Raw genomic sequence first — 25,955 nt, forward strand, 5'->3', positions numbered from 1 at the left:
TTCGACATCAACGCCAAAGTCATCGTCGAAGCCGCCAACGCCGCCACCACCCCCGAAGCCGAAACCATGCTCACCGCACGCGGCATCCCCGTCATCCCCGACTTCGTCGCCAACGCCGGCGCCGCAGCCTGGGCCTGGTGGCTCCTACTCGGCCAAGTCGACGACAACCCAGAAAACTCCTTCACCAAACTCCGCACCGAAATGCACAACAAAGTCGCCATGCTCCTGCACCACTGGATCACCGACCACACCCCACCCCGCCACACCGGATGGGCACTCGCACACACCGACCGCTCCGCCACCCCACCCCTGATCATCCCCTGAGTGGTCGCCCGCCCGATGGCCTCGCTTCCTCGTCGAAGTGAGGCCATCGGTGTTCAGGGTGTGCAGAACTCGGCGACCAGCGCGGCGAAGTCGGCGGGGATCGTGTCCATCGCCATGTGAGCCTGACCGGGCATCTCGACGAGGTCGATGTGAGCGATGGCCGCGTGCGCCGCGCGCGTGGACGCGCGCAGGTAACCGGGGCTCTCGGTCCCCAGGAGGAACCGAACGGGAATGCCGATGTGCTCCAGCCCCGGGTTCGGGACGTAGCTGTCGGCGACCCTTCCCTCGCGCACCATGGTGGCCGCGGCGGCGAGTCGTGCCTGCCACACCGGAGTGGCCCGCAGTGCATCGACCGTCGGGTCGTCCAGGCCGATCGCCTCGTGGAAGAACGTCGTGAGAATGCCCTCGCGGTCGTTCTCGGCGAGCGACCGCGCCATTCGTTCCAGAGCACCGGCCGGGAAGACCGGCAGGCCCGGTGTCGAGAACGGCGGTTCGTACAACAGGGCCCTGGTCACCGGACCGGCGCGGACCAGGGTCTCCAGCGACACCAGCGCGCCGTAGGAGTGTCCGAGTAGTGCGACCGGCTCACCGATCGACTCGGTCACCGCGAGGAGGTCTTCCGCCTCGCGGTCGAGCGCGTAGTCGTCCGCTGGTCCGTCGTCGCTGAGGCCTCGGCCGCGACGATCGACCAGGTAGAGGGTGAACCGGTCGGCGAGCAGGGGCACGATCGATGCCCAGCGTGTGCGGTCGGCGGTGCCTCCGTGCACGAGGACGAGACCAGGTCCGGTGCCCCGGCGCTCGAATCCGATGCGCGTGCCGTCCTCGGAGAGGACGCTGCCGATGGTCGATGTCACCGTGGCTCCCGTCTGTGGGTTACTCCGCCCGGGATTAGATTGGCAGACGTGACGGTGATTTCCCCATGGCGGTGACGTCCCAGCGGCTCGGCCGCATCCTGCTCGTCCGGATGGAACGGCCGGCGAAACGCAACGCGGTCGACGCCGGGATGACCTCGGGTCTCGACGCCGCGCTCAACGAGCTGGACGATGACCCCGAACTGCTGGTCGGTGTCCTCGCCGGTACTCCGGAGGCGTTCAGCGCGGGCACCGATCTCGCGGCGGGTCCCGGTGACCCGACCGCGCGCGGCGGGAACTACGGCGTGGTGCGGCGCCGACGGTCGAGGCCGCTCATCGCGGCCGCCGAAGGGCTCGCCTATGGCGGCGGTTTCGAGATCGTGCTGGCCTGTGATCTGGTGGTTGCGTCCCGGGCGGCGCGGTTCGCGCTCCCGGAGGTGGCGCGCGGAGTGATCGCCAACTGCGGAGCACTGTTCCGGACCCATCGAGCACTGCCGCTCAATGTGGCGAAGCAGATGCTGCTGACCGGGCAGCCGTTGAGTGCCGAGCGTGCCTACGAGCTGGGCCTGGTCAACGAGCTGACCGAGCCGGGTGGCGCGGAGACGGCGGCGCTGCGCCTCGCCGGGCAGATCGTGGCGAACGCGCCGGTCGCGGTGTCCGAGTCGTTGCGAGCGCTGGAGGCGACGGCAGCCGAGCCGGATGAACGCGGCTGGCGGGTCACCGAGGAAGCGGCCGCGAAGGTGAAGTCCTCGAACGACTACCGAGAGGGCGTCGACGCGTTCCTGGCGAAGCGCCCACCCTCCTGGACCGGCACCTGACCGCCTCTCGCCGCGATGAGCACGGGGTGGGGCTCAGGACCGGAAACTGTCGGTGGGGGGTGGGACTCTCGGGGCATGGGAGACGCGCCGTGGAGAGACCTCGTTCTGAACGTCGCCGGCGGCCAGGTGGTGCGCGAGGCGAATCGCCGGCACCGCGTCGACGGTCCGGGTGCCGACTGGTCATGGCGGGTCGGCGCCGAGGGTGAGCACCTCGTCGCGGACGCCCTGATCGGGCTCGTTCGGCCGTCCCGGCTCGACCGGCTGCGGCATCGGACGCCCGGCTGGTGGGTGTTGCACTCGGTGCCGACGGGCGACGGCGGCTCGGACATCGATCATCTGCTCGGCGGGCCCGGTGGTGTGGTCACGATCAACACGAAGCACCATCGAGGCCGCCGGGTGCTGATCGAGGGCGACGCGGTGATCGTCGACCGGCGGCGCACCGAGTATGTGGCAAGGGCCCGTACCGAGGCCGAGGATGCCGCTCGCCTGTTACGCCGGGCGCTTGCGCGGAACGGCCGTACATCGGTCGCCGAGCATCTCGTGGTGCGCCCCATGGTGGCGGTGGTGGGCGCCCGGGTCCTTGACTCCGGCCGTCCGGGTGGGGTGATCGTCACCAACTCCGCGAGCCTGGAGATGTGTCTGCGCGCGCTGCCGTCGCGGCTGACGAGGGACGAGGTCGCCTCGGTGTTCGAGGTGGCCCGGCGGTCCACCACCTGGCAGGGCCACCAGCCCGAGCCGAGAGAGTCGTGGGGCGTTCCCACGATGTTCCGCTCGCCCGACTTCGCGCTGCTCGACCCGGACGGGTCGCTCAGCTACGAGCAGTGCCGACCCGGAGAGGCACTGGAGGATGCCGTCCGGCGCCATCTGAAGGGCGACCCGCGCACGACCGCACGATTTCCGCTCGGCTCGGACGCGGATCACACCGGTCCATTGGAGGTCTGGCACCGGGAACCGTTCACCGCGGACATGGCGGACAACGAGCTGGCCGACCGGGTACTCGGGGCGCTGAGTCCACAGGTCGCGGCCGGCTGGGCCGGACCGGTCGCGATCTCGATGCGGGCCGGCTCGTCAGGAGGTCACGCTCCGCCGCTGACCGCCGACGTGTGTGCCGTGCTCGACCAGGCCCGGGCGTCCGCCAGCCGTAATCGGGTGTGACCGGACGCCTGACGCGGCTATCGTGTCGTTCATGCAGCGCGTTGCCGTCACGACCACGCCGGACACCATCCCGGCGCGGTAGACGCACGCGACCAAGCCCCGGGGTGAACATCCCGGGTGGGTTTGCCCTGCGTTGTTCTCCCTGGAACATCCGAGGGGAACGTCATGATCGACCATCGCTCGCTGGGCCGCGAGCTGGAGCTCTTCGGCTCCGACCCGCTCATCGGCGCCGGTCTGCCGTACTGGCTGCCGGCGGGTGTAGCCGTCCGGTCGAGCATCGAGGACTACCTGCGGCGAGTGGAACGGCGGGCCGGATACCAGCACGTCTACTCGCCGGTGCTGGCCAGACGTCAGCTGTTCGAGCTGTCGGGCCACTGGGCGCACTACCGCGACGACATGTTCCCGCCGATGCCGGACGGTGGCGAGGACAGCGAGCTCGTGCTGCGACCGAGCCTGTGCCCCGGCCACGCCCTGATCTACCGGTCACACCCGCGCAGCTACCGTGATCTGCCGGTCCGTCTCGCTGAGCTGGGGCCGATGTTCAGGGCTGAAGCCTCGGGGGTCCTGGGCGGGCTGACCAGGGTCCGCGCGATCCAGCTCAACGACGCTCACATCTTCGCCCGGCACGAGCAGGTCGCCGACGAGGTCCACGCCGTGCTGAACCTGATCGAGGAGGCCTACGGCGCGCTCGGTATCCGGGCGCACCGGTTCCGGTTGTCGCTGCGCGGCCACAGCGCCAAGTACGTGGACGACCCGGGCATGTGGGACCTCGGCGAACAGGCGCTGGCGAGGGTGCTCGTCGAGCGCGGGCTCGACCACGACTCGGTGCCCGGCGAGGGCGCGTTCTACGGTCCGAAGATCGACATTCAGATCGTCGATCCCTCCGGCCGGGAGTCGACCCTCTCGACCGTGCAGCTCGATTACTTCCAGCCGGAGCGGTTCGGTCTCGGTTACGTCGGCCGTGACCAGGTGGTGCGGCGGCCGGTGATGATCCATCACAGCATCGTCGGCAGCCTGGAACGACTGGTCGCACATCTCATCGAGGTACATGAGGGTGTGTTCCCCACGTGGCTGGCACCGTGTCAGGTGGCGATTCTCCCGGTGGGTGACGAGCAAATGCACGCGGCGGCGTCGTTGCACGGGCGACTGATCGAACTCGATGTGCGCGCATCAGTCGTCGCACCGGACCGTGGGACCCTCGGCGGACGAATCCGGGCGCATCGCCGCGTTCCGTACCTTGCGGTTGTCGGCGACCGGGAGGTCGCCGACAACCTGGTCTCACTGCGACTGCGCGATGGCTCCCGGCTCGATCAGCATCCCCCGCAGGCAGCGATCGAGCGGATCATCGAGGTGATCAGCCGCCGTGCGCACAACCCGTGAGTGGGACCGGCCGCTCACACCCGTGAGTGGCGAGTGGTCCCCTGAGACCACTCGCCACTCACGGGTGTGGCCTGCTCTTGTGCGGCAGGTGTCAGAACGGCAGGTCGTGCCCGGAAAGCCTGCGGAACTCGGCCGTGTCGAAGTTGATGTAGTTCTCGCGGACCTGGCCGTCTCGTACCGTGATGCAGTCGGCGCCGTCCAGCTGGAACGGGCCGTTCGAACCCGTCGCGTGCATGACCCAGCGGACGAAGCCGAACTCGCCGTTCATGGCGCCCGCGTGCACCTCCAGGTGGATGTCCGGGAGGAGCGCCATGAGATCGACGAGCGCCTTGATGTAGTCGTCGGCGCCGCGCATCTTCCGGTTGCCCGGCCAGTGCCCGACGACGTCCTCGGTCACGAAGCCGGGCAGCGGGGCGGGATCCGGCGCCGCCCAGAACTGGGCGAACAGCTCGGGCGTCCAGCCGGTCACGGTGTCCGTCATGTCATCCTCACAATCAGTCGGTGTCGACCTCGGGTGAGAACGAGCATCATGGAACCGCTGTATGAAGTCGATTACCCCACAGGTAACCGACTGCCCTCCCGGTGTCAGGCCAGGAGCTGACCGATCACCACGGTGACCACACCTCCGGCCAGGACCAGGTACGGCAGGACGCCCGCCTTCCGGGTGGCCGCCGTGGCTGTGGGGGCACTGCCCTCGCTCGCGGGGGCGTACATCGACGGTGGGAACCGGCCTTTGTCCCGCACGTAGTGCCGGAACGCGAACACCGGGACGATCAGGGCGGCGAACACGAGGCCGGTGAGCAGCGCGCCCTGACCCCAGACGTTGGCGCCCCACCCCATCAGCAGTGCGTTGAAGAACGCGAGCACGGCTCCGACCGCGATCAGGGCGGTGGGCGCCCGCCACGGTCGGGGCAGCGCCGCGTTGTCGACCCGGTGCAGCCAGCCCGCGTTGAGATTCAGGAAGTTGAAGATCATGTAGCACACGGTGGAGGCCGCGAGCACGAACACGTAGTCGCTCATCAGCAGCAGGATCAGGTTGAAGCCCAGGTCGGTCCACATCGCCCGCGCCGGTGCGCCGTGGCGGTTGGCCTTGCCGAGGTAGCGGGGCAGCCACCCGTCGACCGAGCCCTGGTAAAGCGTCCTGGACGATCCCGCCATCGTGGTCATGATCGACAACAGCAGGGCCAGGACCAGCATCACCACGAGCAGGTTGCCGATCACCGCGCCGCCGCCGACCATGTCGACCATCGCGGCCCCGACCCCGGTGTTGTCCACGATCGGCTTGCTGACCAGGCGGTCCAGACCCAGCGCGCCCTGGAAGCTGACCGGAACGAGGATGTACATCACGAGGCAGACCAGCCCGGAGGCGAAGATCGCCTTGACCGTGTCGCGTCCCGGGTCCTTCAGCTCACTCGTGTAGCAGACCGACGTCTCGAACGCGTAGGCCGACCAGGCAGCGAGGAACAGCCCGCCGGCGAACAGTGTCAGACCGGCGTGGTCCCACGCCCCGCTGATCGGGACGAACGGGGTGAAGTTGCGGCTCACCACGTCGCCGGTGAGCATCGGAACGACCCCGACCACGAGCAGCGGCACCAGCACCGCGAGCCCGACGACCGTCTGGACCTTCGCCGCGCGCAGGATGCCGTGGTGCTGCAGCGCGAACACCAGCAGCAGCAACGCGGCCGCGATCACGAACTGCGCATTGACCCGCAGCTCCAGGCCGTCCTTGAGCGCGGTGAGGTCCACCAGACTCAGCGACCAGGTGTTGATCGCGGCATCGGCGGGGAACAACGCGGTCAGCAGATAGCCGGCCGCGAGCCCGGAGCCGATGGTGAGCACCGGTGACCAGGCCAGCCAGTTGCACCACACCGACACCGGTGCCACGAACTTGGAGTACGGAGCCCAGGCCATCGCCCCGTACACCGATGCTCCGCCGGACTTGTTCGGGAACAGGCCGGCGATCTCGGCGTAGGTGAAGCTCTGGACCAGCCCGAGCGTCACCGAGAGCGCCCACACCGCGATCGAGACGGTGCCGACGGTCGAGGAGATCGAGCCGATGGAGAACAACACCAGGGCCGGCACGCCGCTCGCCACCCAGAACGCGCCGGTCCAGGTGATCGAGCGGGGGAGAGCCCTCTCCTGCTCGGTGGATACGTGCACCTTCGAGGTCTCGGCCATGGCCGGCTCCTGGTGTGTGTCATTCGGTGTGGTGGTGGAGCCGTGAGTGTTCCGGGCTGCGCCGGCAACCCGGAACACTCACGGAGTCAGTGGCCGGAGGGTTCCCAACCGGTCAGTTCGGGTGGCGTCCAGTTCTCGCCGACCGTGGCCGAGCCGGCGAGCCAGGAGCCCAGCTCCGGCTGCGCGAACTTGGCGTGCTTGTGCTTCAGCCAGATGCCGTAGGAGTTGCCCTCCTGCAGGTGCTTGATCAGCACCTTGCGCGCGTAGGTGTCCTCCTCACCCGCCGGGATGTCGAAGTGAATCTTCAGGAAGGCGTTGGTGTAGCGGTCGAAGACGGCCGCGACACCGTCCTCGGTCATCAGGTGCACGTCCTCCAGCCAGTTCAGGTCCTCGCCTGGTGTCGACGCCATGAGATCGACGTCGTCGACGAGCGTCCGGTCGAACTGGTAGGGAAACGTCCGGCCGGTCAGCTCCTCCGTGTCGATGCCCGTCCGGTTGGTGAGCCGGCGGGCGGCCGGGTCGAACGGAGACTTGGTCAGCTGCAGGTCGGTCGGCTCAGACATCGCGCAGCCCCCGTCCGGTGTCGTTCGCCAGCTGCTTCTCCAACAGGGCCTTGATCTCGCCGAGGGTGCGTTCCTCGGTGACCCCGGGGATATAGTTGGTGCCGGCGAGCGGCACCTTCGCCATCGCGGCGGCCTCGGTGGTCAGCGCGCACAGGTCCTCCGGCTCGAGGCTGTGGACGTTGGTCTTGCCGCAGGCCCTGGCGAGCATCTGGACCTCGAGCGTGAGTGTGTGCAGGAAGTTGTAGACCCGCTCGGCCGCGGCCTCGACCTCCAGCCGAGCGCGCAGCTCGGGGTCCTGGGTCGCCACGCCGACGGGGCAGCGACCGGTGTGGCAGTGATAGCACTGCCCGGCCTTGACCCCCATGGTCCCCTCGTAGTCGGTGACGCCCGGGATCTCCTTGTTGCAGTTCAGCGCCATGAGCGAGGAGTGGCCGATGGCGATCGCGGTGGCGCCCAGCGCGAGTGCCTTGGCCACGTCACCACCGTTGCGGATGCCGCCCGCGACGACGAGGTCGATCTCGTCGGCGAGGCCCACGTCCTCCAGGGCACGCCGGGCCTCGGGGATCGCGGCCATCAGCGGGATGCCGGTCTCTTCCGCCGCGATGTGCGGGCCGGCACCGGTGCCGCCCTCCGCGCCGTCCAGGTAGATGACATCGGGACCGCACTTGGCGGCCATCCGCACGTCGTCGTAGACGCGGGCTGCGCCGAGCTTGAGCTGGATGGGTACCTGGTAGTCCGTGGCCTCGCGGATCTCCTGGATCTTCAGCGACAGGTCGTCGGGCCCCAGCCAGTCCGGGTGCCGCGCCGGGCTGCGCTGGTCGATGCCCGGTGGCAGCGACCGCATCTCGGCGACCTGCTCGGTGACCTTCTGTCCCATGAGGTGACCGCCGAGACCGACCTTGCAGCCCTGGCCGATGAAGAACTCCACGCCGTCGGCGAGCATCAGGTGGTGCGGGTTGAAGCCGTACCGGCTCTGGATGACCTGGTAGTACCACTTGGTGGACAGGTCTCGCTCCGGGGGGATCATGCCGCCCTCACCGGAACACGTCGCGGTGCCTGCCATCGAGGCGCCCTTGGCGAGCGCCATCTTCGCTTCGAGCGACAACGCGCCGAAGCTCATGCCGGTGATGTAGATCGGGATGTCGAGCTCGAGGGGCTTTTTGGCGAACCGGGCACCCAGGACCGTCTTGGTCTCGCACTTCTCCCGGTAGCCCTCGATGACGAACCGGGTCAGTGTGCCGGGCAGGAACATCAGCTCGTCCCAGTGCGGGATGGGCTTGAACATCGAGAACCCGCGCATCCGGTACCGGCCCAGCTCGGACTTGGTATGGATGTCGTTGATCACTTCAGGGGTGAAGATGCGGCTGTGGCCGAGGATGTTCTTCGCCGCCGCGCCGTTCTCACTACTCATGGAAGCTCCTCGCGTACGTGGTGGGATCGGCGCGACTACAGAACGAGCTTGCGTTCGTTCGGCTCGAGGTTGTCGTAGTTCCACAGCTTCCGGCCGCAGGTGAACTTGCGGAACCGGTCGGGCTTGGCCATGCCGTAGATGCCGAACTTGCGGTCGATCAGCTCCTGGTCGGACTCGCCGAACTCGACCTCGACGCAGTCGACACCCAGTGAGGCGACCTCGCCCGCGACGTAGATCTCACCGTCGTACATCGAGTCACCGAGGCCGTGGCCCGCGTTGCCACAGATGATCTGCCGGCCGCGTTGCATCATGAAGCCCGTCATCGAGCCGGCGTTGCCGCCGACGATGATCGTGCCGCCCTTCTGGTCGATGCCGGTGCGCGCGCCGACGTGCCCTCGGATCACGAGGTCACCGCCGCGCAGGGCGGCGCCGGTCAGCGACCCGGCGTTCTTGTCGATCACCACGACGCCGGACATCATGTTCTCCGCCACCGACCAGCCGACGCGGCCGGTGATGTGGACTTCCGGACCGTCGATGAGCCCGACCCCGAAGTAACCGAGGCTGCCGTCGATGGTGATCCGGCAGCGGGTCAGCAGGCCGACCGCGATCGAGTGCCGGGCGCCCGGGTTTCTGACCGTGACCTCGGTGAGGCCCTCGGTGTAGAGCAGCCTGCGCAGCTCCAGGTTGATCTGCCGGGGGGACAGCTCCGCCGCGTCGAACTCGGCCGTGGTCCCGTCGACGGTGGCGATCTTGGGTGCTTCCGCGTCCGGCTCGGCCAGGCCGCGGTGGTCGACTTTGGCGGTCATCTGCTCCACACCAACACTTCGCGCTCGTAGGGGTCGTAGGTGTCGATCTCCTTGTTCACCACCGCGCGGATCGCGATCTCCTCGGACGCGAGCGCGACCATGTCGTCGGACTCGTAGAGCACCAGCGGCTTCGCGGCCATCTCGTCCTTGGCGACGCCGAGCTGGTTCTCGGTCACCACGAGGTAGGTGAAGACGCCGTCGAGGTCGTCGAGGCTCTGCTTCATCGCGGTTTCGAGGGACATGCCGTCGGCCATGCGCTGTGCGATGTAGACGGCGATGATCTCCGAGTCGCACTCGGACTGGAACCGGTGACCGTGGCGTTCCAGGCGCCGCCGCCACTGGTGGTAGTTGGTCAGCTGACCGTTGTGCACCACGGCGACGTCGGAGAACGGATACGCCCAGTACGGGTGGGCGCCCGCGATGTCGACGTCGGACTCGGTCGCCATCCGGACGTGCCCGATCGCGTGCGTGCCGTTGAACTCGTCGAGCTTGTAGTTGCCCGCGACGGTCTGCGCGTCACCGAGGTCCTTGACGATCTCCAGCGAATGCCCGAGCGACAGCACCTCGGCGCCCGGGACGTCCTCCACGTAGTCGGCGAGCGGCTTCAGCTCGCCGGTGTAGCGGAAGGTGACGCGGTAGGCGTACTCGTTCGAATTGTCGGCGCGGTCGATCGAGGCCCCGAGTTTGGCGAGCCGGGATTCGACCTCGCGGCGGCTGCGTTCGAGCCGTTCGGTCGAGTCGAATCCCTGCGAATCGGTCGGGTCGGCCAAGGTGAAGCGCATGACCAGGAGATCGGTCGGTTTTCCGTACAGCGCGTAACCCGTGGAGTCGGCGCCCCGGTGGCGCATCGACTGGAGCATCCGGGCCATGTCGTGTCCGACCGCGCCGTCTCGTCCCTTGTAGATGATGCCGGCGATTCCGCACATGTGTCGGCGTTCCTCTCCGTCGGAGTCGAGGCAGAACTAGGGCAGGATGTCGAGGTATTCCTTGACATCCCAATCGGTGACGGTGGCGCAGAAGCGCTCCCATTCGTCCCGCTTGTAATGGCTGAAGACGGTGTACATCTCGTTCGGCATCGCCGATTTGATGACCTCGTCGCGTTCGAGTGCGGCGAGTGCGTCGCCGAGCGTCATGGGAATCTTGCGGACTTCCTTGCCGTCGGCCATCGCCTGGTAGATGTTGCGTTCCTCGGGCGGGCCGGGGTCGAGCTCGCGCTTGATTCCGTCGCCCATCGCCTTGAGCAACCCGGCCATCGACAGGTAGGGGTTCACCGACGAGTCGACCGAGCGGTACTCGAACCGGTCCGGCGAGCTGACCCGCAGCGCCGTGGTCCGGTTCTGGTAGCCCCAGTCGGCGTACAGCGGTGCCCAGAAACCGGTATCCCACATGCGGCGGTACGAGTTGACCGTCGGTGAGGTGATGCAGGTGAGAGCGTCGAGGTGCTCCAGGACGCCGCCGATCGCGGACAGCCCGAGCTTGCTGGGCATGCGCGGGTTGTCACCTTCGGGCAGGAAGGCGTTCTCGTCACCGTTCCAGAGCGAGATGTTGTGGTGACACCCGTTCGCCGAGACGCCCATGAACGGCTTGGGCATGAAGCACGGGAACGCGCCCATCTCCCTGCCGACCTGCTTGCAGATCTGCCGGTAGGTGGTGAGCCGGTCGGCGGTGTCCTCAGCGCGGTCGAACTGCCAGTTCAGCTCCAGCTGGCCCGGGGCGTCCTCGTGGTCACCCTGGATCATGTCCAGGCCCATCGCGGTGCTGTACTCGATGACCCGGTGGATGAGCGGCTGCAGCTCGGCGAACTGGTCGATGTGATAGCAGTACGCCTTGGTCTTGCCCTCGACCGAGGGCGTTCCGTCCGGGTTGAGCTTGAGCCACATCATCTCCGGCTCGGTACCCACCCTCAGGTGGAGCCCGGTGTCGGCTTCGAACTCGGCGTGGATTCTGCGGAGGTTGCCCCGGCAGTCCGAGCTGAGAAATGCCCCGGGCTCGTTCTCCTCCTCGTTTCCTCGGAACAACGTGCAGAACACGCGAGCGGTCTTCGGATCCCAGGGCAACACACAGAACGTGTCGACATCGGGGAGACCGACCAGCTCACGGGATTCCGGCCCGTAGCCGATGTAGTCACCGTGCCGGTCGATGAAGAGGTTCGCCGTCGAGCCATAGACGAGCTGAAAGCCCTTTCGGGCGAAACGTTCCCAGTGCGCCGCCGGCGCACCCTTTCCCATGATCCGGCCGGTGACGGAGACGAATTGGTAGTAGATGTACGAGACGCCCGACTCATCGATCAGCCTGCGTACTCGCTCGATACCGTCATCACGCCCGTCCTGGGCTACGAACTGTTCGAGATCGGTGCTCATGTGGTGGGCCTCCTGGCTACATGCTGCCGGTGGTCGGGATCACACCATCCACGAGCAGTAAACTCTGTATCGCCACAGGAGACAACAGTCTCTCGGGGATTTAACCTCTGGATGTGATGAGCCGTGAGCCTTGAATCCGTGCCCCAGCCCGTCGACGCCGAGCCGGTCGATCCGCGGCCGGTAGGCCGGACCGGCGGCCTGGAGGAAGCACTCGGAGGTGTCATCGCGGAGCGCGTCCGCGAGTTCCGGTTACGTCTCGGCTGGACGGTCGGGCGTCTCGCGGAGGCCTGCGGGCTCTCCAAGGCAATGCTCTCGAAGATCGAGAACGCTCAGACCTCGCCGAGCCTGGCGACCCTTGCCCGGTTGTCGGAGGCGCTGTCCGTGCCGGTCACGGCGTTCTTCCGAGGACTGTCCGAAGAGCAGGACGTGATCCACGTGAAGGCGGGCGGCGGGATCGAGATCGAGCACCGGCACTCCGAGCAGGGGCATCGGTACCAGACGCTGGGCACGATGCGGGCCCCGAACGACAGTCTCGAACCGATGTTGGTGACCCTGACCGAGCGCAGCTCCGAACCGTTCCCGCTGTACCAGCACGCAGGGACCGAGCTCATCTTCATGATCTCCGGGAAGATGGAGTACTGCTGCGGGAGCCGGCGCTACCTGCTGGAATCCGGTGATGCGCTGCAGTTCGTCGGAGAGGTCGCGCACGGTCCCGGTGAGCTGATCGCGCTCCCGATCCAGTTCCTCGCCGTCAAGTCGGTTGCCTCGCACGGGTGACGATGCTGGGCAGTGTTTCCTGACAGTAGACAGCGTTCACTGAATCTCGTAGCCTCCTGACTCGTCGAGAGCCACCACGCGGCGCGCGGCCGCGCAGACGAGGCGCTCGCTCGGGAGGCGCTCCATGTCAGCGGCCACACGCCCACCACGACGCTCGGGAAAGTACTCGGCGCTCGGACTGCTCCGGAAGGGGCTGCGCGGCTCCGACTGGCCGCGCGCCTGGCGCAGCCACGACCTGCGCTCCAGCTACGACGTCGTGATCATCGGCGGGGGCATCCACGGCTTGGCCACCGCGTACTACCTGGCGGCCAACCACGGCATCCGCAACGTCGCGGTGCTGGACAAGGGCTACCTCGGCGGTGGCGGGTCCGGACGCAACACCGCGATCCTGCGGTCCAACTACCTGACGCCCGAGGGTGTCCGCTTCTACGACCGGTCACTCGAGCTCTACCAGCACCTCGCGGCCGAGCTGAACTACAACGTGATGTTCTCCCGGCGGGGCCACCTCACGCTGGCACACAACGACAGCTCGCTGCGCACCATGGCCTGGCGTGCCGAGGTCAACAAGCTGCAGGGCGTCGACTCCAGCGTCATCGGGCCGGACGAGGTCAAGGGCCTCGTGCCGTACCTGGACACGTCCGCGACCACCCGGTACCCGATCCTCGGCGCGCTCTACCACCCGCCGGGCGGGATCATCCGGCACGACGCCGTCGTGTGGGGCTACGCGCGCGGAGCCGACAGCCTCGGTGTCCAGCTGCACCAGAAGACCGAGGTCACCGGAATCGACGTCAGCGGCGGCCGGGTCACCGGGGTACGCACCAGCCGGGGGACCATCAGCACCGGCACCGTCGTGAACTGCACGGCGGGCTGGTCGACGCTGATCTCCGACATGGCAGGCGTGCGCACGCCGGTCCGCACATCGCCGCTCCAGGCGGCGGTCACCGAACCGGTCAAGCCCTTCCTGGACGCCGTCGTGGTGTCCGGCACGCTGCACGTCTACGTGAGCCAGACCGACCGGGGCGAGCTGGTGTTCGGCGCCAGCGTCGACCCGTTCACCTCGTACTCCATGCGTGGCTCGCTCGACTTCGTCGAAGGCCTGGCCGGGCACGTGCTCGAACTGATGCCGGCGCTGTCGAAGATGCGCCTGCTGCGACAGTGGGCCGGTTTGTGCGACATGACGCCGGACTACTCGCCGATCATGGGACACACCCCGGTCGAGGGTTTCCTGCTCGACGTGGGATGGGGCACCTACGGGTTCAAGGCCGGTCCGGTGTCCGGCGAGACGATGGCCGAGACCATCGCCGAGGGGCGCCCGGCGGAGCTGATCCGGGCGTTCGGGCTGGACCGGTTCGAGCGCGGTGCGCTCGTCGGGGAAAAGGGCGCGGCCGCCGTCGGCCATTAGGGCACTCGTGCCGTTCGAGAAGGAGACCTCATGATCGAGCTGCCGTGCCCGTGGTGCGGGCCGCGCAACGTCTCGGAGTTCCGGCACGTCGGTGAGGTGGTGCCGAGGCCCGACGCGGAGCAACCCGCTCCCGAGGAGTGGCGGGCCTACCTGTACCTGCGTGCGAACCCCGCCGGTTGGACCGAGGAGACCTGGTTCCACGGGTCCGGATGCCGCCGGTACTTCCGGGTGAGCCGTCACACCGTCAGCAACGAGACCCGCGCACCGGGAGCCATGCGATGACCGACCAGTCCGTCCGCACCCCGCCGCCGCTGACCGCCGGACACCGGCTGGCGGTCCAGCCGGGAGAGGTACTGGACCGCCGGCAGAGCATCGGCTTCACCTGGAACGGCCGGCCCTACACCGGGTTCGGCGGTGACACGATCGTCTCCGCGCTCGCCGCCGGCGGGGTCCGGGTGTTCTCCCGTAGCTTCAAGTACCACCGCCCCCGGGGGCTGCTCACCGCCGACTACCACGACCCCGGCACGATCCTGCAGGTCGACGACGAGCCCAACGTCCGCGCGGCCCATCGGCTGCTCGCCGAGGGGATGCGCGTCAGCTCTCAGAACACGTGGCCGTCACTGCGGTTCGATGCGAAGGCGGTCAACCAGCTCGCCGGGCGGTTCCTGACGGCGGGCTTCTACTACAAGACGTTCATCAAGCCGGAACGACTGTGGCCGACCTACGAGAAGGTGCTGCAGCGCTTCACCCACGCGGGCCGAATCTCGCCGGACACGCCGCACGACTACTACGACAAGCGGTATGTGCATCCTGATGTCCTGGTCGCCGGGGGTGGTCCGGCAGGGATGGCCGCCGCGGTGGCGGCGGCGCGTGCCGGTGCCCAGGTACTGCTCGTCGACGAGAGTCATCAGCTCGGCGGGCACCTTCGCTGGGGTGGGCCCGCCGACCTGACCGCGCTCGGGGAGCTGCGTGACGAGGTCGACGAGCAGGTGCGCGCGGGCCGCCTCGAGGTGATGAGCGACGCCGCGGTGTTGGCCCGGTACGACGGCAACTGGGTCGCGGTCGTCCAGCGTGGGCTGCCCGGCATCCCGGAGCGGTTGGTCAAGGCGCGGGTGGGCGCGCTCGTCGTGGCGCCCGGCCTGATCGAGCGGCCCTACGTGTTCGCCGGTAACGACGTTCCCGGGGTGATGCTGTCCACCGCCGTGCGGCGGTTGGTCAACCTGTACGGAGTGCGACCGGGAGAACGGGCGGTGGTCTTCACCGCGAACGCCGAGGGCGACGCGGCGGCGCACGATCTGCGCCGTATCGGCGTGGACGTGGCCGAGGTCGTCGACGCCCGGCGCGGTCAGGACGTCGTCAGGGTGCACGGGCGTAGCGGGGTGCGTGCCGTCGAGCTGGCCGACGGCCGCAAGATCGCCGCGGACCTGCTCGTCACCGCGACCGGCTGGACCGCGCCGACCGCACTGCTGAACCAGTCCGGTGACCGACCGGTGTACTCACCGAAGGCCGCCCGGTTCGTGCCCGGTGGCGCGCACAGCTCGGATGTGCTGGTCACCGGAGGACTCGCGGGAGACGGGGACCGGGCCGCACTGGTCGCACACGGGCGCAGCGTGGGCGCGGCGGCCGCCGGTCAGGCGCTGAACCGTCGCGGGCGGCGCCTGACGATGCTGCCGACCAGGGCCGACTCGACGGGTCGTCTGCCCGACGCGGCGGCCGCGCAACGAATCACCGCTCTCCCGGTGGCGGATCACCCCGAGCTGTTCCGGGGGCGGACGCACGGCATCGTCGACTTCTCCGAGGATGTGTCGTCCAAGGACATCATGGCCGCCGCACGCGAGGGATACGACTCGGTCGAGCTGCTCAAGCGGTACACGACCGCGACGATGGGCCCGGCGCAGGGCAAGCTGGAGACGGTCAACACGGTGGCAATCCTGGCCGAGGCGACCGGCTCGACGATCGCGGAGACCGGCACGACGACGTGGCGTCCGATGCATGTCCCGGTCACGCTCGGCGCGCTCGCCGGGCGCATCTTCGAACCCGTCCGCTACTCACCGATGCAGCCGGCGCACGACCGGCTCGGGGCCGCGCCGCTGATCGCCGGCCAGTGGATCCGACCCGATCACTACGGTGACCCCGTCGAGGAGGTGCGCGCGGTTCGGGAGAAGGTCGGCATCATCGACGTGACTCCGATCGGCAAGCTCGACCTGCGCGGGCCCGATGTGCCGGCGCTGCTGAACCAGCTGTACATCAACAAATGGTCGAAGCTCGGCGTCGGCCGGGTGCGTTACGGCGTCATGTGCGCCGAGGACGGCGTCGTGCTGGACGACGGCGTCACCGGGCGGCTCGGTGAGGACCACTACCTGATGTCGACGACGTCGTCGGGCGCCGGCGCGATCTGGGAATGGGTGGAGAACTGGCTACAGACCGAGCATCCCGAATGGCGGGTGCACGTCACTCCGGTGACCACCGCTTACGCGAGCATCAACGTCGCCGGGCCCCGCTCGCGTGAGCTGCTGGGCCGGCTCGTCGAGGGTGTCGACCTCGATCTCGAGTCGTTCGGCTACATGCAGGTGCGTACCGGGCGGATCGCGGGAGTGCCGGACTGCGTGCTGTGGCGGATCGGGTTCACCGGTGAGCTGTCCTACGAGCTGCACGTGCCTGCCGGGTACGGGCTGCACGTGTGGGACGCGTTGCTGGAGCACGGTGCCGACTTCGGGGTCCGGCCGTTCGGCGTCGAGGCCCAACGGATCCTGCGCCTGGAGAAGGGCCACCTGATCGTCGGCCAGGACACCGACGGGCTGACCAAGGCATCCGGGGCCGGACTGGACTGGGCAGTGAAGCTGGACAAGCCCGACTTCGTCGGTAAGCCGGAGCTGGTCTGGGACCGGGCTCAGGGCGGTGGGCCACGGCTCGTCGGGCTGAACCCGCTGGACCCGTCGCTCGTCCCGCCGGAGGCGAGTCAGATCATCGTCGAGGTGGAGGGGCAGGCCCGGCCTCGGATCGTCGGCAGGATCACCTCCAGCCGGATGTCGCCGACACTGCGTCGCGGGGTGTGTCTCGCGCAGCTGGACGCCGCCCTCGCCGAACCCGGTACCGAGGTGACGGTGCGGCTCCCGGACGGACGGTCGGTCCGCGCGGCGGTCGCCGACCATCTCGCCGCGGTGGACCCGGATGGCGAACGGCAGAACATCGCGTCGGAGGGGCCGGTCGGCCCGCCGAGACTCGTGGACGATCCGGTCGCGCACAGCCCGATCGAGCCGGGCGGAGAGGCGGAGGTGCGTTCCGGCTGGCTGGTCGACGCCGGAGGGAACACCGCGCGGTTGATGCTGACCGACCTGAGCCCGTTGACGAAGATCTCGGTCAAGGCCACACCGGACGGTGCGGCGGCCAAGGCGCTCGATGTGCGGTTCGGCAGGTGCGCACGCGGGGGGCTCGGCGACCTGGTGATCGGGTCGGGCCCGGGGGAGTGGCTGGTACTCGGCGGCGTGGGGACGCAGAGTGCGCTCGCGGAGCAGATCACCGACGTCGTCGCGGGGCGTGAGGAGCTGGTGTCGATCGTCGACCTGACGCACGGCCGGGCGCTGCTGCGGCTGACCGGGGCCGACGCGTCCCGGTTGCTGGCCAAGGTGTGCGCGATCGACCTGTCCGACGACATGACCCCGGACGGCGCGGCGTTACGGTCCTCGGTGGCGAAGCTGGTGACCGACCTGGTGCGCGACGACCAGGACGGGACGCCGAGCTATCTGCTGCACTGCGAGCGATCTTCCGGTGCCTATCTCCGGGACGCGCTGCGTGATGCCGGCGCCGAATTCGGGATCGGAGTCGGCGGGTTCCCGATCACCGGGAATTGATACCGCGTTTCGAATTGCCCTCACGGCGATAAACGCCGTGAGGGCACTCGGATAGCGCCCTCGGATCGGTTAAAAGCGTGCAACATTTGGATATTCCCTCTCCACGGGGGGTTTACAAGCGGATCTTCTTGGCGGCATGATTTAGATCACACCAACCTCCAGGAGCAGCCGTGCTGGACTCCGCGAAGATCGATCAACTCAGGCTCGACTACCGCAACCGGCAGGTGCGGTGGGGCTTCATCTGGGCACTGTGGTGCGCCGTGCTGTGGGGCGCCTGGTACGTGCCGGGCACCGTGATCTATGCCGAGGAACCGTTCGTCTCGATGGAGAAGAACTACCTCCTCGCGGCGATGGTGATCACCACGCTGAACGCGATCGCGGTGCTCATCGCCCTGTTCATCTGGATCGGCGTGCTCGGCAAGACCGGGGACTACGTCCGGACGATGCGTCAGGTCCGCATCTCCCGCTGGTACGCGCCAGCGGGATTGGCCGGCATGCTGGCGATCTTCGGGTCGATCCTGGCCATCGCGTACGTCGGCCCGCAGTTCTCCGCGGTCGCCGCGCTGCTCTACCCGATCGTCGGTGCGGTCGCCGCGCGCGTCTGGTACCAGGAGAACATCACCAAACGAGCCGCCATGGGCATCGCGGTCATCGTCATCGGCGGTGTGGTGATCTTCGCTCCGGGCATCATCGGCGAGCTCACCGGCGCCGGCACCGGTGGCGTACTCGGGTACGTCGGGGGTGCGCTGGCGATCTTCGGCTGGGGCATCGAGGGCGCGATCGCCGGTAGGGCGCTCGACGTCAGCGATCCGGATATCGGGATCACCCTGCGGTTCACCGCGGAGGTCCTGCTGTGGATCGTGGTCGCGGTACCGGTGACCTCCGCGCTCGCGGGCAACGAGCTGTGGCACACCGTCGGGGCCGCGCTGGCGAACCCGAACAACCTGCTGCTGCTCGTGCTGCTCGGTCTGACGTTCGGCTTCTGCTACGTGTCCTGGTACAAGTCGTTCCCGCTGATCGGGGTGGGCCGGGGCCAGGCGATCGCGGCGCTCTACGGCCCACTGGCGCTGGTCTGGCTGTACGTGTTCAACCTCAAGCCGCCGGGCATCCAGTTCGTGATCGGCGCGGTGATCGCGGTGATCGGCAGCTTCATGTTGTTCACCGAGAAGCGCGACGTGCTCGAGGTCATCCGTGCCGTGCCGGCCGCGAGGACGCACGCCTCGAAGGGGGAGGCGTGATGTCCCGGTTGCACATGAAGGGCTACGTACTCCACCTGCTCGCCGAGCGTGGCGCGCTGTGGGACCACCAGATCTTCGACGCGGTGCACGCCGAGTACGGGCTGTCCGGCGGCTACTGGCTGGGCACCGTGCGGCTCACCCTGACCGACCTCTACTCCGGCGGGCTGCTCGACGAGATCGAGACGACCGTCGACCCGCAGCTGTCCGGCGGTGAGGAGAGAGTGCTGTTCAAGTTCCAGCTCAACGATTTCGGTCGGGAGCGCATGCGCCAGTCCGGACTACTGGGGGTGAATACGTGAGTACGTTCTTCGCATACGGATTCGGACCGTGGTTGATGGTCATTCTCTTCGTCGGTCTGCCATTGCTGGCCCTCTATCACGCGCGAACATTCGTCAAGAAACTGTGAGCACGGCCGAGGCAGTGCCGGTGAGTGAGACTGTGGGGGCCACACGGTGGGGCGACGGCCCGTTCTGGGGCGTCGGCGCCGAGTGGAACCCGGACTGGCTGCTCACCGACCGACACCGACGGTGGCGCGACACCCTCATCGAGCTGTGCGAACAGGAGATGCGGGCCAACGCCGAGCGGTCCGACGACGAGCTGAAGTTTCCCCGGCGCAACCTGGAGCTGCTCGGCGAGCACGGGTTCCTGGCGCTGACCGTGCCCGAGGAGTACGGCGGCATGGGCGGCGACCACACCGCGTTCGCCCTGGCCTGCGAGACCATCGCGCGCTACGGCTGTGCGTCGACCGCGATGTGCTACACGATGCACATCACGGCGGTGCAGGCGATCATGCTGCGGCCGACGCCAGAGCTGGTCGAGCGCTACATCCGGCCGCTGAACTCCGGGACCATCGGGACTCTGTCCTACTCCGACCCGAGGACCGGCGGCCATTTCTGGTACCCGATCTCCTCGGGCGCGGAGCGGGTCAACGGTGACTACCGGGTGCGGAAGCAGTCGTCCTGGACGACGTCCGGCGGGTTCGCCGACTTCTACGTGATCCAGACGACCAGCCCCGACTTCACCGGCTACCACGACCTGTCGGTGTTCGTGGTCGACTCCGACGTCGTGCGTGCGCAGCCCTCGCTGTGGGACGCGCTCGGTATGCGTGGGAACCAGTCCGGCGGTGTCGAGATCATCCAGACCCTGGTGCCCGCCGACCAGCTGGTCGGGCCGGTCGGCGACGGCGCCGAGTCCAACGACGAGGTCGTCGACCCGTGGTTCCTGCTCGGTTCGTCCTCGGTCTGGAACGGCATCGCGATGGGCGCGATCGACATCGCCAAGCGGCACACGACGCGGAAGGTGCACGAGGACACCGGGCTCCGGGTCTGCGACTACCCGACCATCCAGGACTACGTCGGCGAGGCGGTCATCGACACCAACGCGGCTCGGCTCGCCGCGTATTCGCTGGCCGGCGCGTTGGACGGCGCGACGGAGGGGAACCGGCGCGTGCTCAGCCCCGGTGACACCGCGCGGGCCGAGTACCTGCACTGGTGCTGGCAGCTGAAGTTCACCGCCGCGAAGAACGTCACCGGCGTCGTCGACCGGATGCTGCACGCCTGCGGCGGGACCGGCTACCGGCGTGACCTCGGGTTGGAGCGGTACCTGCGGGACGGCAAGGCCGGGTGGGTCATGGGCCCGTCGAACGAGGTGCTGCGGCAGTTCGTCGGTAGGTCGGTCCTGCTCGGGATGGACTCGGTCGACTACTGGAACCAGACGGTGAACGAACGGGTGGTGACCAACGAGACCCGCAAGATGGACGCGGCCGCCAAGCGCGCGCTCGCGGAGAAACTGCTGGCAGAGGCACAGGCGCAGGAGGGGATGTCGTCATGACCATGCTCGCCGGAGAGCCACGGCTGCTCGTTCCCGGTCTGCTGGACCGGGAGCCGGGTCTGGAGCGCTACTGGGTGCGGCCGGGTGGGGTGACCGCGGTGCCGCTGTCCGGCGGCGATCGGTTGACCGTGATCGACCGGCAGGGCCGGCAGCGCGCGGAGCTGACCCTGCTCGGTGCCGGTCACGAGGTGCGACAGGACGGCCCGGCGACGGTGCTGCGCTCGCTGCGCGCCGACTCGGACCCGGCGACCCGGGCGCTGCTGGCGATGCTCGCCGCGCACGGCGTCGACCCCTCCGAGGCACATGCGGCCTCGTTGTTCGGGGAGTGGTCACCGGCGGGGTCGACCGAGACGATCACGTCCCACGGTGATGCGGTAGCCCTGGTGGCGGCGCCGTCGCGGCGCATGAGCGTCGACGACGAAGCCGCCAACCCCCCGACCGAGCTGCTCCTGGAGCTGCGTAGGGCGACACCGCGACCGGCCATCGAACCCGTACTGCCGCCGCCGCTCGCCGAGCCGTTGCTGGACCTGCGGATCGACGCGGCCACCGCGACCAGCTACCCGGTGAAGGCGGGCCAGTACATCCAGGTGATCGACGTCGAGGGCCGCCAGTGCTCGGACTTCCTCGCGTTCGGCGCACACCGTCTCGACGACGGTGTCGAACGCGGACTCGACTCGACGACGACCCGCTACATCATGGGCAACGCCTATCCCCAGCCCGGGCTGCACGGGAAGTTCTACGACGCCGACGCCCAGCCGCTGGTGGAGATCGTCCGGGACACCGTGGGGCGGCACGACACGTTCGGACTGGCGTGCACCGCCAAGTATTACGAGGACATGGGCTACCCCGGGCACGTCAACTGCACGGAGAACTTCAACAACCAGCTCTCCGGGTACGGGATCGCGGCCCGGGCGGGTTGGCCGGCGCTCAACCTCTTCTACAACACCGCATTCGATGCGAACAACCTGCTGGTCTTCGACGAGCCGTGGTCCCGGCCCGGCGACTACGTCCTGATGCGTGCCGCCACCGACCTGGTGTGCGCCTCCTCGGCCTGCCCCGACGACATCGACCCCGCGAACGCCTGGGTGCCCACCGACATCCACGTGCGGGTCTACGCCGCTGACGACACCGCGAGGAGGACGTTCTCCATGGCCATCGCGCATCGGGTGACACCGGACTCGGATGTGGAGCTCACCAGGGACACCGGCTTCGCGCCTCGCATCACGGCGTTGACCAGGCAACTCACCGAGTACCGGGGCTTCTGGCTGCCGAGCAGCTTCGACAACCACGGGCCGCACGAGGAGTACTGGGCGTGCCGCGAGCGCGCCGCGGTCATGGACCTGTCGCCACTGCGCAAGTTCGAGGTCCTCGGCCCGGACGCCGAGGCACTGCTGCAGGCGACGCTCACCCGCAACATCCGCAAGCTGTCGCACGGCCAGGTCGTCTACTCGGCGATGTGCAACGAGACCGGCGGCATGATCGACGACTGCACGGTCTTCCGACTCGGCGACACCAACTTCCGGTTCGTCGGGGGCGACGAGTACGACGGGGTGTGGCTGCGTGAACAGGCTCAGCGCCTGGGGCTGGACCGGGTCTGGATCAAGCACTCGACGGACCAGCTGCACAACATCGCGGTGCAGGGCCCGGCCAGCCGGGAGCTGCTGTCGACGATCATCTGGACTCCGCCGACCCAGCCCCCGTTCGCGGACCTGACCTGGTTCCGGTTCGCCATCGGGCGGCTGGGTGACCACAACGGCATACCGCTGCTGGTGTCCCGCACCGGGTACTCCGGCGAGCTCGGCTACGAAATCTGGGTGCACCCCTCGGACGCGCCCGCGCTGTGGGACGCGGTCACCGAGGCGGGCGAGCCGCACAGCCTGCGCCCGCTGGGTCTGGACGCGCTGGACATGCTGCGGATCGAGGCCGGCCTGGTGTTCGCCGGATACGACTTCGACGACCAGACCGACCCGTTCGAGGCGGGCATCGGGTTCACCGTCCCGTTGAAGACGAAGGAGGACGACTTCGTCGGGCGCGAGGCGCTGCTGTCCCGCAAGGCCAGCCCTCAGCGGACGCTGGTCGGTCTGGAGCTGGCCGGCAACGAGCCCGCCGCGCACGGTGACTGCGTCCACGTCGGACGGTCCCAGATCGGCGTCGTCACGAGCGCGACCCGGTCACCGGTGCTGCGCACGAACATCGCGCTGTGTCGCATCGCCGTGCAGTACGCCGAACTCGGTACCGAGGTGGAGGTCGGCAAGTTGGACGGCCACCAGAAACGAATCCCCGCGCGGGTCGTGCGGTTCCCGTTCTACGACCCGGACAAGACGAAGCCCCGTTCCTAGTGCGAGCAGCCCTACTACCGGAGGATCACCATGTCACGCGTTGCCATCATCGGCGCCGGTCCCAGCGGGTTGGCCCAGCTGCAGGCCTTCGCCGCCGCCCGAGCGAGCGGTACCGACATCCCCGAGGTGGTCTGCTTCGAGAAGCAGAGCGACTGGGGCGGGCTGTGGAACTACACCTGGCGCACCGGCCTCGACGAGCAGGGCGACCCGGTGCACGGCAGCATGTACCGGTACCTGTGGTCCAACGGGCCGAAGGAATGCCTCGAGTTCGCCGACTACCCGTTCGACGAGCACTTCGGGAAACCCATTCCGTCATTCCCTCCCCGGGCGGTGCTCTACGACTACATCACCGGGCGCGCGAAACGTTCCGACATGCGCCGGCACATCCGGTTCAACACCGCGGTGCGGTGGGTGTCGTTCGACGAATCGACCGACTCGTTCACCGTGACCCTGGACAGCAGGGACGGCGCGGAACTGCACACCGAGGAATTCGACTACGTCATCGTGGCCACCGGGCACTTCTCCATCCCGAACGTCCCGGACTATCCCGGGTTCGACACGTTCCCCGGCCGGGTCCTGCATTCGCACGATTTCCGGGACGCCAGCGAGTTCGCCGGCAAGGACCTTCTGGTGATGGGCAGCAGCTATTCCGCGGAGGACATCGCGCTGCAGTCGGCGAAATACGGGGCCAAATCGGTGACGATCAGTTATCGGTCGACGCCGATGGGCTTCGGCTGGCCCGACGGGATCAGCGAGGTACCCGGCCTCGTGCGTATGGAGGGCCGGGTCGCGCACTTCACCGACGGCAGCACGCGTGAGGTCGACTCGATCATCCTGTGCACGGGGTACAGGCACAACTTCCCGTTCATCGCCGACGATCTTCGACTGCGGACGGCGAACGTCCTGTGCACGCCGAACCTGTACAAGGGTGTCTTCTGGGTGCCGAACCCGAAGCTCATGTACCTGGCGATGCAGGACCAGTACTACACGTTCAACATGTTCGACGCGCAGGCCTGGTACGCGAGGGACTTCATCCTCGGGCGGGTGTCGGTGCCGTCCCGGGAGGAGATGCGCGGCGACATCGACGGCTGGCAGGCCCGGCTGGAGGCGTGCAACGGTCCGATGGAGGAGATCGACTACCAGGCCGACTACGTCGCCGACCTGTTGAAGGAGGTCGACTACCCGGCGTTCGACCTCGACCTGACCCGCGACCACTTCAAGACCTGGGAGCACCACAAGGAGGAGAGCATCACCGGCTACCGGGACCGCTCCTTCACCTCGCCGTGCACCGGCTCGTCGGCGCCGCTGCACCACACCCCGTGGTGGAACGAACCCGACGACTCGCTCGCCACCTTCCTCCGCACCGAGTGACGGCTCGTGAGTGGTACGGGCGCCTCCAGGCGCCCGTACCACTCACGAGGTCGCGGCCTCGTGGACGGCGCGGACCAGGCGCCCGTTCTCCGGGGCGGCGCCGCCCGGGAAGGCGAACCGGCGGCGGTTGTACCCGTAGGCCAGCCCGCTGCGCGGGTCGGCGAAGGCTTCGGAGCCGGCCGCGCCCGAGTGACCGAACGCGCCCTGGCCGAGGACCGGATAGTCCTCGGCGGAGGCGGTGAACCCGAGCGCGAACACCTTGTGCGAGCGCGTCACGAGGTCGTGGCCTGCCGAGTGGATCTGTCCGACCGCAGCCGCGGTGTCCGGGGTCAGCAGTGGCGGTGCGCCGTCCAGACCGGAGATCGCCGCCGCGTACATCCTGGCGAGCCCTCGTGCCGAGGCGACGCCACCGACCGAGGCCGGCCCCTTCGCGCGGATCACCGGGATGTTCGGCAGCTCCTGCAGCTCCGCCGCCTTCGGGTGGTTGCGGTTGAACCCGATGCCCGTCAGGCTGTCCGGCCCGGTGGCGGCCGCGTCCAGCTCCGCCTGCTGTGCCGGTGTCGGCCGCATCGGGAGGGTGGTGAGGAATCGGTGCTCGTGCTCTTCCGGCAACCCCATGAAGAAGTCGAGCTGGAACGGTGCGCGCACGCGGGTCTCGAACAGCTCCCGCATCGTCGTGCCGGTGACCCGGCGGGCGACCTCGCCGGTCAGCGCGCCGATCACCAGCGCGTGATAGCCGAACGCGGTACCGGGCCGCCAGTACGGACGTTGCCCCCCGATGCGCTCGGCGATCACCGCGTCGTCGGCGAGCTCCTCGGGGGTGAATCCGGTGTCGGCGCCCACCACACCGGCCCGGTGGGCGAGCAGCTCCCGGACCGTGACGTCCTGCTTGCCGTGTGCGCCGAACTCCGGCCAGTAGTGGCTCACCGTCCGGTCCAGGTCCACGGCACCGTCCTGGACCAGGAGCGCCAGCGTCAGGTGCGCGGCGCCCTTGGTGGAGGAGAACACTCCGGTCAGCGAGTCGCCGGTGATCTCAGGGCCGATCCAGAGGTCGACCACCTCACGGCCGTGGTGATAGGCGACCAGCTGCGCGGCGTAGTCGCCGCCCTCCAACGAGGCGACGGCTTCCAGCTCGTCGCGGACGTTCTCGAACCCCGGGGCGACCGAGCCCTGTGCGGTGTGCTGCTGACCCATCGATGCTCCTCGGCTACGCGTGCGGTGCGACCACGAGCACAAACTGGATCTTGCGACCCGGTATTCCACGACGTAAGGACCCGTGAGTGGCGAGTGGTCCTATGGGA

The 25,955-nt window shown here is 68.4% G+C and carries 21 protein-coding genes and 1 pseudogene; 13 read left to right on the plus strand and 9 right to left on the minus strand.

The genetic code is table 11. The annotated features are described in order from the left end of the window. A pseudogene (locus tag G406_RS47835) lies at window positions 1-324 on the plus strand (glutamate dehydrogenase); the annotation flags it as partial. Between the two features lie 53 nt (window positions 325-377). Here G406_RS47835 and G406_RS47840 read toward each other — a convergent pair. Beyond that, complete coding sequence (locus tag G406_RS47840) at window positions 378-1,178, minus strand: alpha/beta fold hydrolase (RefSeq protein WP_051342304.1); 801 nt, start codon at window positions 1,176-1,178, stop codon at window positions 378-380. Window positions 1,179-1,243: 65 nt separating this feature from the next. Here G406_RS47840 and G406_RS0118330 point away from each other — a divergent pair, with 65 nt between their 5' ends. From G406_RS0118330 to thrS, 3 genes are all read left to right on the plus strand, one after another. After that, window positions 1,244-1,993 (plus strand): enoyl-CoA hydratase-related protein, encoded by a 750-nt coding sequence (locus G406_RS0118330; RefSeq protein WP_028934957.1) that lies wholly within the window; start codon window positions 1,244-1,246, stop codon window positions 1,991-1,993. 75 nt (window positions 1,994-2,068) lie between these two features. After that, the gene (locus G406_RS54150; RefSeq protein WP_051342305.1) at window positions 2,069-3,148 is read left to right on the plus strand and encodes a nuclease-related domain-containing protein; all 1,080 of its coding nucleotides are present in this window, start codon (window positions 2,069-2,071) and stop codon (window positions 3,146-3,148) included. Window positions 3,149-3,313: 165 nt separating this feature from the next. Next, window positions 3,314-4,528: a threonine--tRNA ligase gene (thrS, locus tag G406_RS0118345; RefSeq protein WP_028934959.1), complete on the plus strand. Its 1,215-nt coding sequence runs from the start codon at window positions 3,314-3,316 to the stop codon at window positions 4,526-4,528. A gap of 91 nt (window positions 4,529-4,619) precedes the next feature. Here thrS and G406_RS0118350 read toward each other — a convergent pair whose 3' ends face one another. From G406_RS0118350 to G406_RS0118385, 7 genes are all read right to left on the minus strand, one after another. Then, complete coding sequence (locus tag G406_RS0118350) at window positions 4,620-5,009, minus strand: nuclear transport factor 2 family protein (RefSeq protein ID WP_028934960.1); 390 nt, start codon at window positions 5,007-5,009, stop codon at window positions 4,620-4,622. 104 nt (window positions 5,010-5,113) lie between these two features. Further along, a complete protein-coding gene (locus tag G406_RS0118355) occupies window positions 5,114-6,706 on the minus strand; it encodes a trimethylamine N-oxide permease (RefSeq protein ID WP_051342306.1) in 1,593 nt (530 codons plus the stop codon). An 86-nt stretch (window positions 6,707-6,792) separates the two neighbouring features. Further along, entirely contained in the window at window positions 6,793-7,269 is a 477-nt protein-coding gene (locus tag G406_RS47850) for a hypothetical protein (RefSeq protein WP_037077297.1), read from the minus strand. Then, window positions 7,262-8,680: an FMN-binding glutamate synthase family protein gene (locus G406_RS47855; RefSeq protein ID WP_084216163.1), complete on the minus strand. Its 1,419-nt coding sequence runs from the start codon at window positions 8,678-8,680 to the stop codon at window positions 7,262-7,264. Before G406_RS47855 ends, G406_RS47850 begins: the two co-directional genes overlap by 8 nt. A 35-nt stretch (window positions 8,681-8,715) precedes the next feature. Next, entirely contained in the window at window positions 8,716-9,486 is a 771-nt protein-coding gene (locus G406_RS47860) for a GltB/FmdC/FwdC-like GXGXG domain-containing protein (protein WP_051342313.1), read from the minus strand. Continuing rightward, window positions 9,483-10,412 (minus strand): class II glutamine amidotransferase, encoded by a 930-nt coding sequence (locus G406_RS0118380; RefSeq protein WP_028934962.1) that lies wholly within the window; start codon window positions 10,410-10,412, stop codon window positions 9,483-9,485. The genes G406_RS47860 and G406_RS0118380 overlap by 4 nt, the downstream gene beginning before the upstream one ends. Before the next feature lie 36 nt (window positions 10,413-10,448). Further along, entirely contained in the window at window positions 10,449-11,846 is a 1,398-nt protein-coding gene (locus G406_RS0118385) for a glutamine synthetase family protein (RefSeq protein ID WP_028934963.1), read from the minus strand. Window positions 11,847-11,969: 123 nt separating this feature from the next. Between G406_RS0118385 and G406_RS47865 the strand changes: the two genes are divergently transcribed. The 9 genes from G406_RS47865 to G406_RS0118435 all read left to right on the plus strand — a co-directional run bounded on the left by G406_RS47865 (window position 11,970) and on the right by G406_RS0118435 (window position 24,654). Beyond that, window positions 11,970-12,623 carry a helix-turn-helix domain-containing protein gene (locus tag G406_RS47865; protein ID WP_211241192.1) on the plus strand — a complete coding sequence of 218 codons (654 nt, stop codon included), beginning with the start codon at window positions 11,970-11,972 and terminating at the stop codon, window positions 12,621-12,623. Window positions 12,624-12,747: 124 nt separating this feature from the next. Further along, the gene (locus tag G406_RS0118400; protein WP_051342307.1) at window positions 12,748-14,025 is read left to right on the plus strand and encodes an FAD-dependent oxidoreductase; all 1,278 of its coding nucleotides are present in this window, start codon (window positions 12,748-12,750) and stop codon (window positions 14,023-14,025) included. 30 nt (window positions 14,026-14,055) lie between these two features. Then, window positions 14,056-14,307, plus strand: coding sequence for a sarcosine oxidase subunit delta (locus G406_RS0118405; RefSeq protein WP_028934965.1), 252 nt, complete (start codon window positions 14,056-14,058; stop codon window positions 14,305-14,307). After that, window positions 14,304-17,876: a 2Fe-2S iron-sulfur cluster-binding protein gene (locus tag G406_RS47870; protein ID WP_051342308.1), complete on the plus strand. Its 3,573-nt coding sequence runs from the start codon at window positions 14,304-14,306 to the stop codon at window positions 17,874-17,876. The genes G406_RS0118405 and G406_RS47870 overlap by 4 nt, the downstream gene beginning before the upstream one ends. Window positions 17,877-18,046: 170 nt before the next feature. Continuing rightward, window positions 18,047-19,114 carry a DMT family transporter gene (locus G406_RS0118415; protein ID WP_211241193.1) on the plus strand — a complete coding sequence of 356 codons (1,068 nt, stop codon included), beginning with the start codon at window positions 18,047-18,049 and terminating at the stop codon, window positions 19,112-19,114. Next, a complete protein-coding gene (locus G406_RS0118420) occupies window positions 19,114-19,413 on the plus strand; it encodes a hypothetical protein (protein WP_028934967.1) in 300 nt (99 codons plus the stop codon). The genes G406_RS0118415 and G406_RS0118420 overlap by 1 nt, the downstream gene beginning before the upstream one ends. Before the next feature lie 127 nt (window positions 19,414-19,540). Then, window positions 19,541-20,944 (plus strand): acyl-CoA dehydrogenase family protein, encoded by a 1,404-nt coding sequence (locus G406_RS0118425; protein WP_211241194.1) that lies wholly within the window; start codon window positions 19,541-19,543, stop codon window positions 20,942-20,944. Further along, entirely contained in the window at window positions 20,941-23,283 is a 2,343-nt protein-coding gene (locus G406_RS0118430; protein ID WP_084216164.1) for a trimethylamine N-oxide demethylase, read from the plus strand. The genes G406_RS0118425 and G406_RS0118430 overlap by 4 nt, the downstream gene beginning before the upstream one ends. Window positions 23,284-23,313: 30 nt before the next feature. Next, window positions 23,314-24,654, plus strand: a complete 1,341-nt coding sequence (locus tag G406_RS0118435; protein ID WP_028934970.1) for a flavin-containing monooxygenase — start codon at window positions 23,314-23,316, stop codon at window positions 24,652-24,654. A gap of 42 nt (window positions 24,655-24,696) precedes the next feature. On the opposite strand, the gene G406_RS0118440 is transcribed toward G406_RS0118435, so the two are convergent. Further along, entirely contained in the window at window positions 24,697-25,848 is a 1,152-nt protein-coding gene (locus G406_RS0118440) for an EstA family serine hydrolase (protein ID WP_028934971.1), read from the minus strand. Between the last annotated feature and the right edge of the window lie 107 nt (window positions 25,849-25,955).

The sequence above is a fragment of the Actinospineispora spinosispora DSM 44797 genome (assembly GCF_000429025.1).
Taxonomy (GTDB): domain Bacteria; phylum Actinomycetota; class Actinomycetes; order Mycobacteriales; family Pseudonocardiaceae; genus Pseudonocardia; species Pseudonocardia spinosispora.

What these genes read in the sequence shown, in the direction of transcription:
- G406_RS0118330 (WP_028934957.1), top strand. Translation starts at nt 1,244, where the DNA reads ATGGCGGTGACGTCCCAGCGGCTCGGCCGCATCCTGCTCGTCCGGATG.
- G406_RS54150 (WP_051342305.1), top strand. Translation starts at nt 2,069, where the DNA reads ATGGGAGACGCGCCGTGGAGAGACCTCGTTCTGAACGTCGCCGGCGGC.
- thrS (WP_028934959.1), top strand. Translation starts at nt 3,314, where the DNA reads ATGATCGACCATCGCTCGCTGGGCCGCGAGCTGGAGCTCTTCGGCTCC.
- G406_RS0118350 (WP_028934960.1), bottom strand. Translation starts at nt 5,009, where the DNA reads ATGACGGACACCGTGACCGGCTGGACGCCCGAGCTGTTCGCCCAGTTC.
- G406_RS0118355 (WP_051342306.1), bottom strand. Translation starts at nt 6,706, where the DNA reads ATGGCCGAGACCTCGAAGGTGCACGTATCCACCGAGCAGGAGAGGGCT.
- G406_RS47850 (WP_037077297.1), bottom strand. Translation starts at nt 7,269, where the DNA reads ATGTCTGAGCCGACCGACCTGCAGCTGACCAAGTCTCCGTTCGACCCG.
- G406_RS47855 (WP_084216163.1), bottom strand. Translation starts at nt 8,680, where the DNA reads ATGAGTAGTGAGAACGGCGCGGCGGCGAAGAACATCCTCGGCCACAGC.
- G406_RS47860 (WP_051342313.1), bottom strand. Translation starts at nt 9,486, where the DNA reads ATGACCGCCAAAGTCGACCACCGCGGCCTGGCCGAGCCGGACGCGGAA.
- G406_RS0118380 (WP_028934962.1), bottom strand. Translation starts at nt 10,412, where the DNA reads ATGTGCGGAATCGCCGGCATCATCTACAAGGGACGAGACGGCGCGGTC.
- G406_RS0118385 (WP_028934963.1), bottom strand. Translation starts at nt 11,846, where the DNA reads ATGAGCACCGATCTCGAACAGTTCGTAGCCCAGGACGGGCGTGATGAC.
- G406_RS0118400 (WP_051342307.1), top strand. Translation starts at nt 12,748, where the DNA reads ATGTCAGCGGCCACACGCCCACCACGACGCTCGGGAAAGTACTCGGCG.
- G406_RS0118405 (WP_028934965.1), top strand. Translation starts at nt 14,056, where the DNA reads ATGATCGAGCTGCCGTGCCCGTGGTGCGGGCCGCGCAACGTCTCGGAG.
- G406_RS47870 (WP_051342308.1), top strand. Translation starts at nt 14,304, where the DNA reads ATGACCGACCAGTCCGTCCGCACCCCGCCGCCGCTGACCGCCGGACAC.
- G406_RS0118420 (WP_028934967.1), top strand. Translation starts at nt 19,114, where the DNA reads ATGTCCCGGTTGCACATGAAGGGCTACGTACTCCACCTGCTCGCCGAG.
- G406_RS0118430 (WP_084216164.1), top strand. Translation starts at nt 20,941, where the DNA reads ATGACCATGCTCGCCGGAGAGCCACGGCTGCTCGTTCCCGGTCTGCTG.
- G406_RS0118435 (WP_028934970.1), top strand. Translation starts at nt 23,314, where the DNA reads ATGTCACGCGTTGCCATCATCGGCGCCGGTCCCAGCGGGTTGGCCCAG.
- G406_RS0118440 (WP_028934971.1), bottom strand. Translation starts at nt 25,848, where the DNA reads ATGGGTCAGCAGCACACCGCACAGGGCTCGGTCGCCCCGGGGTTCGAG.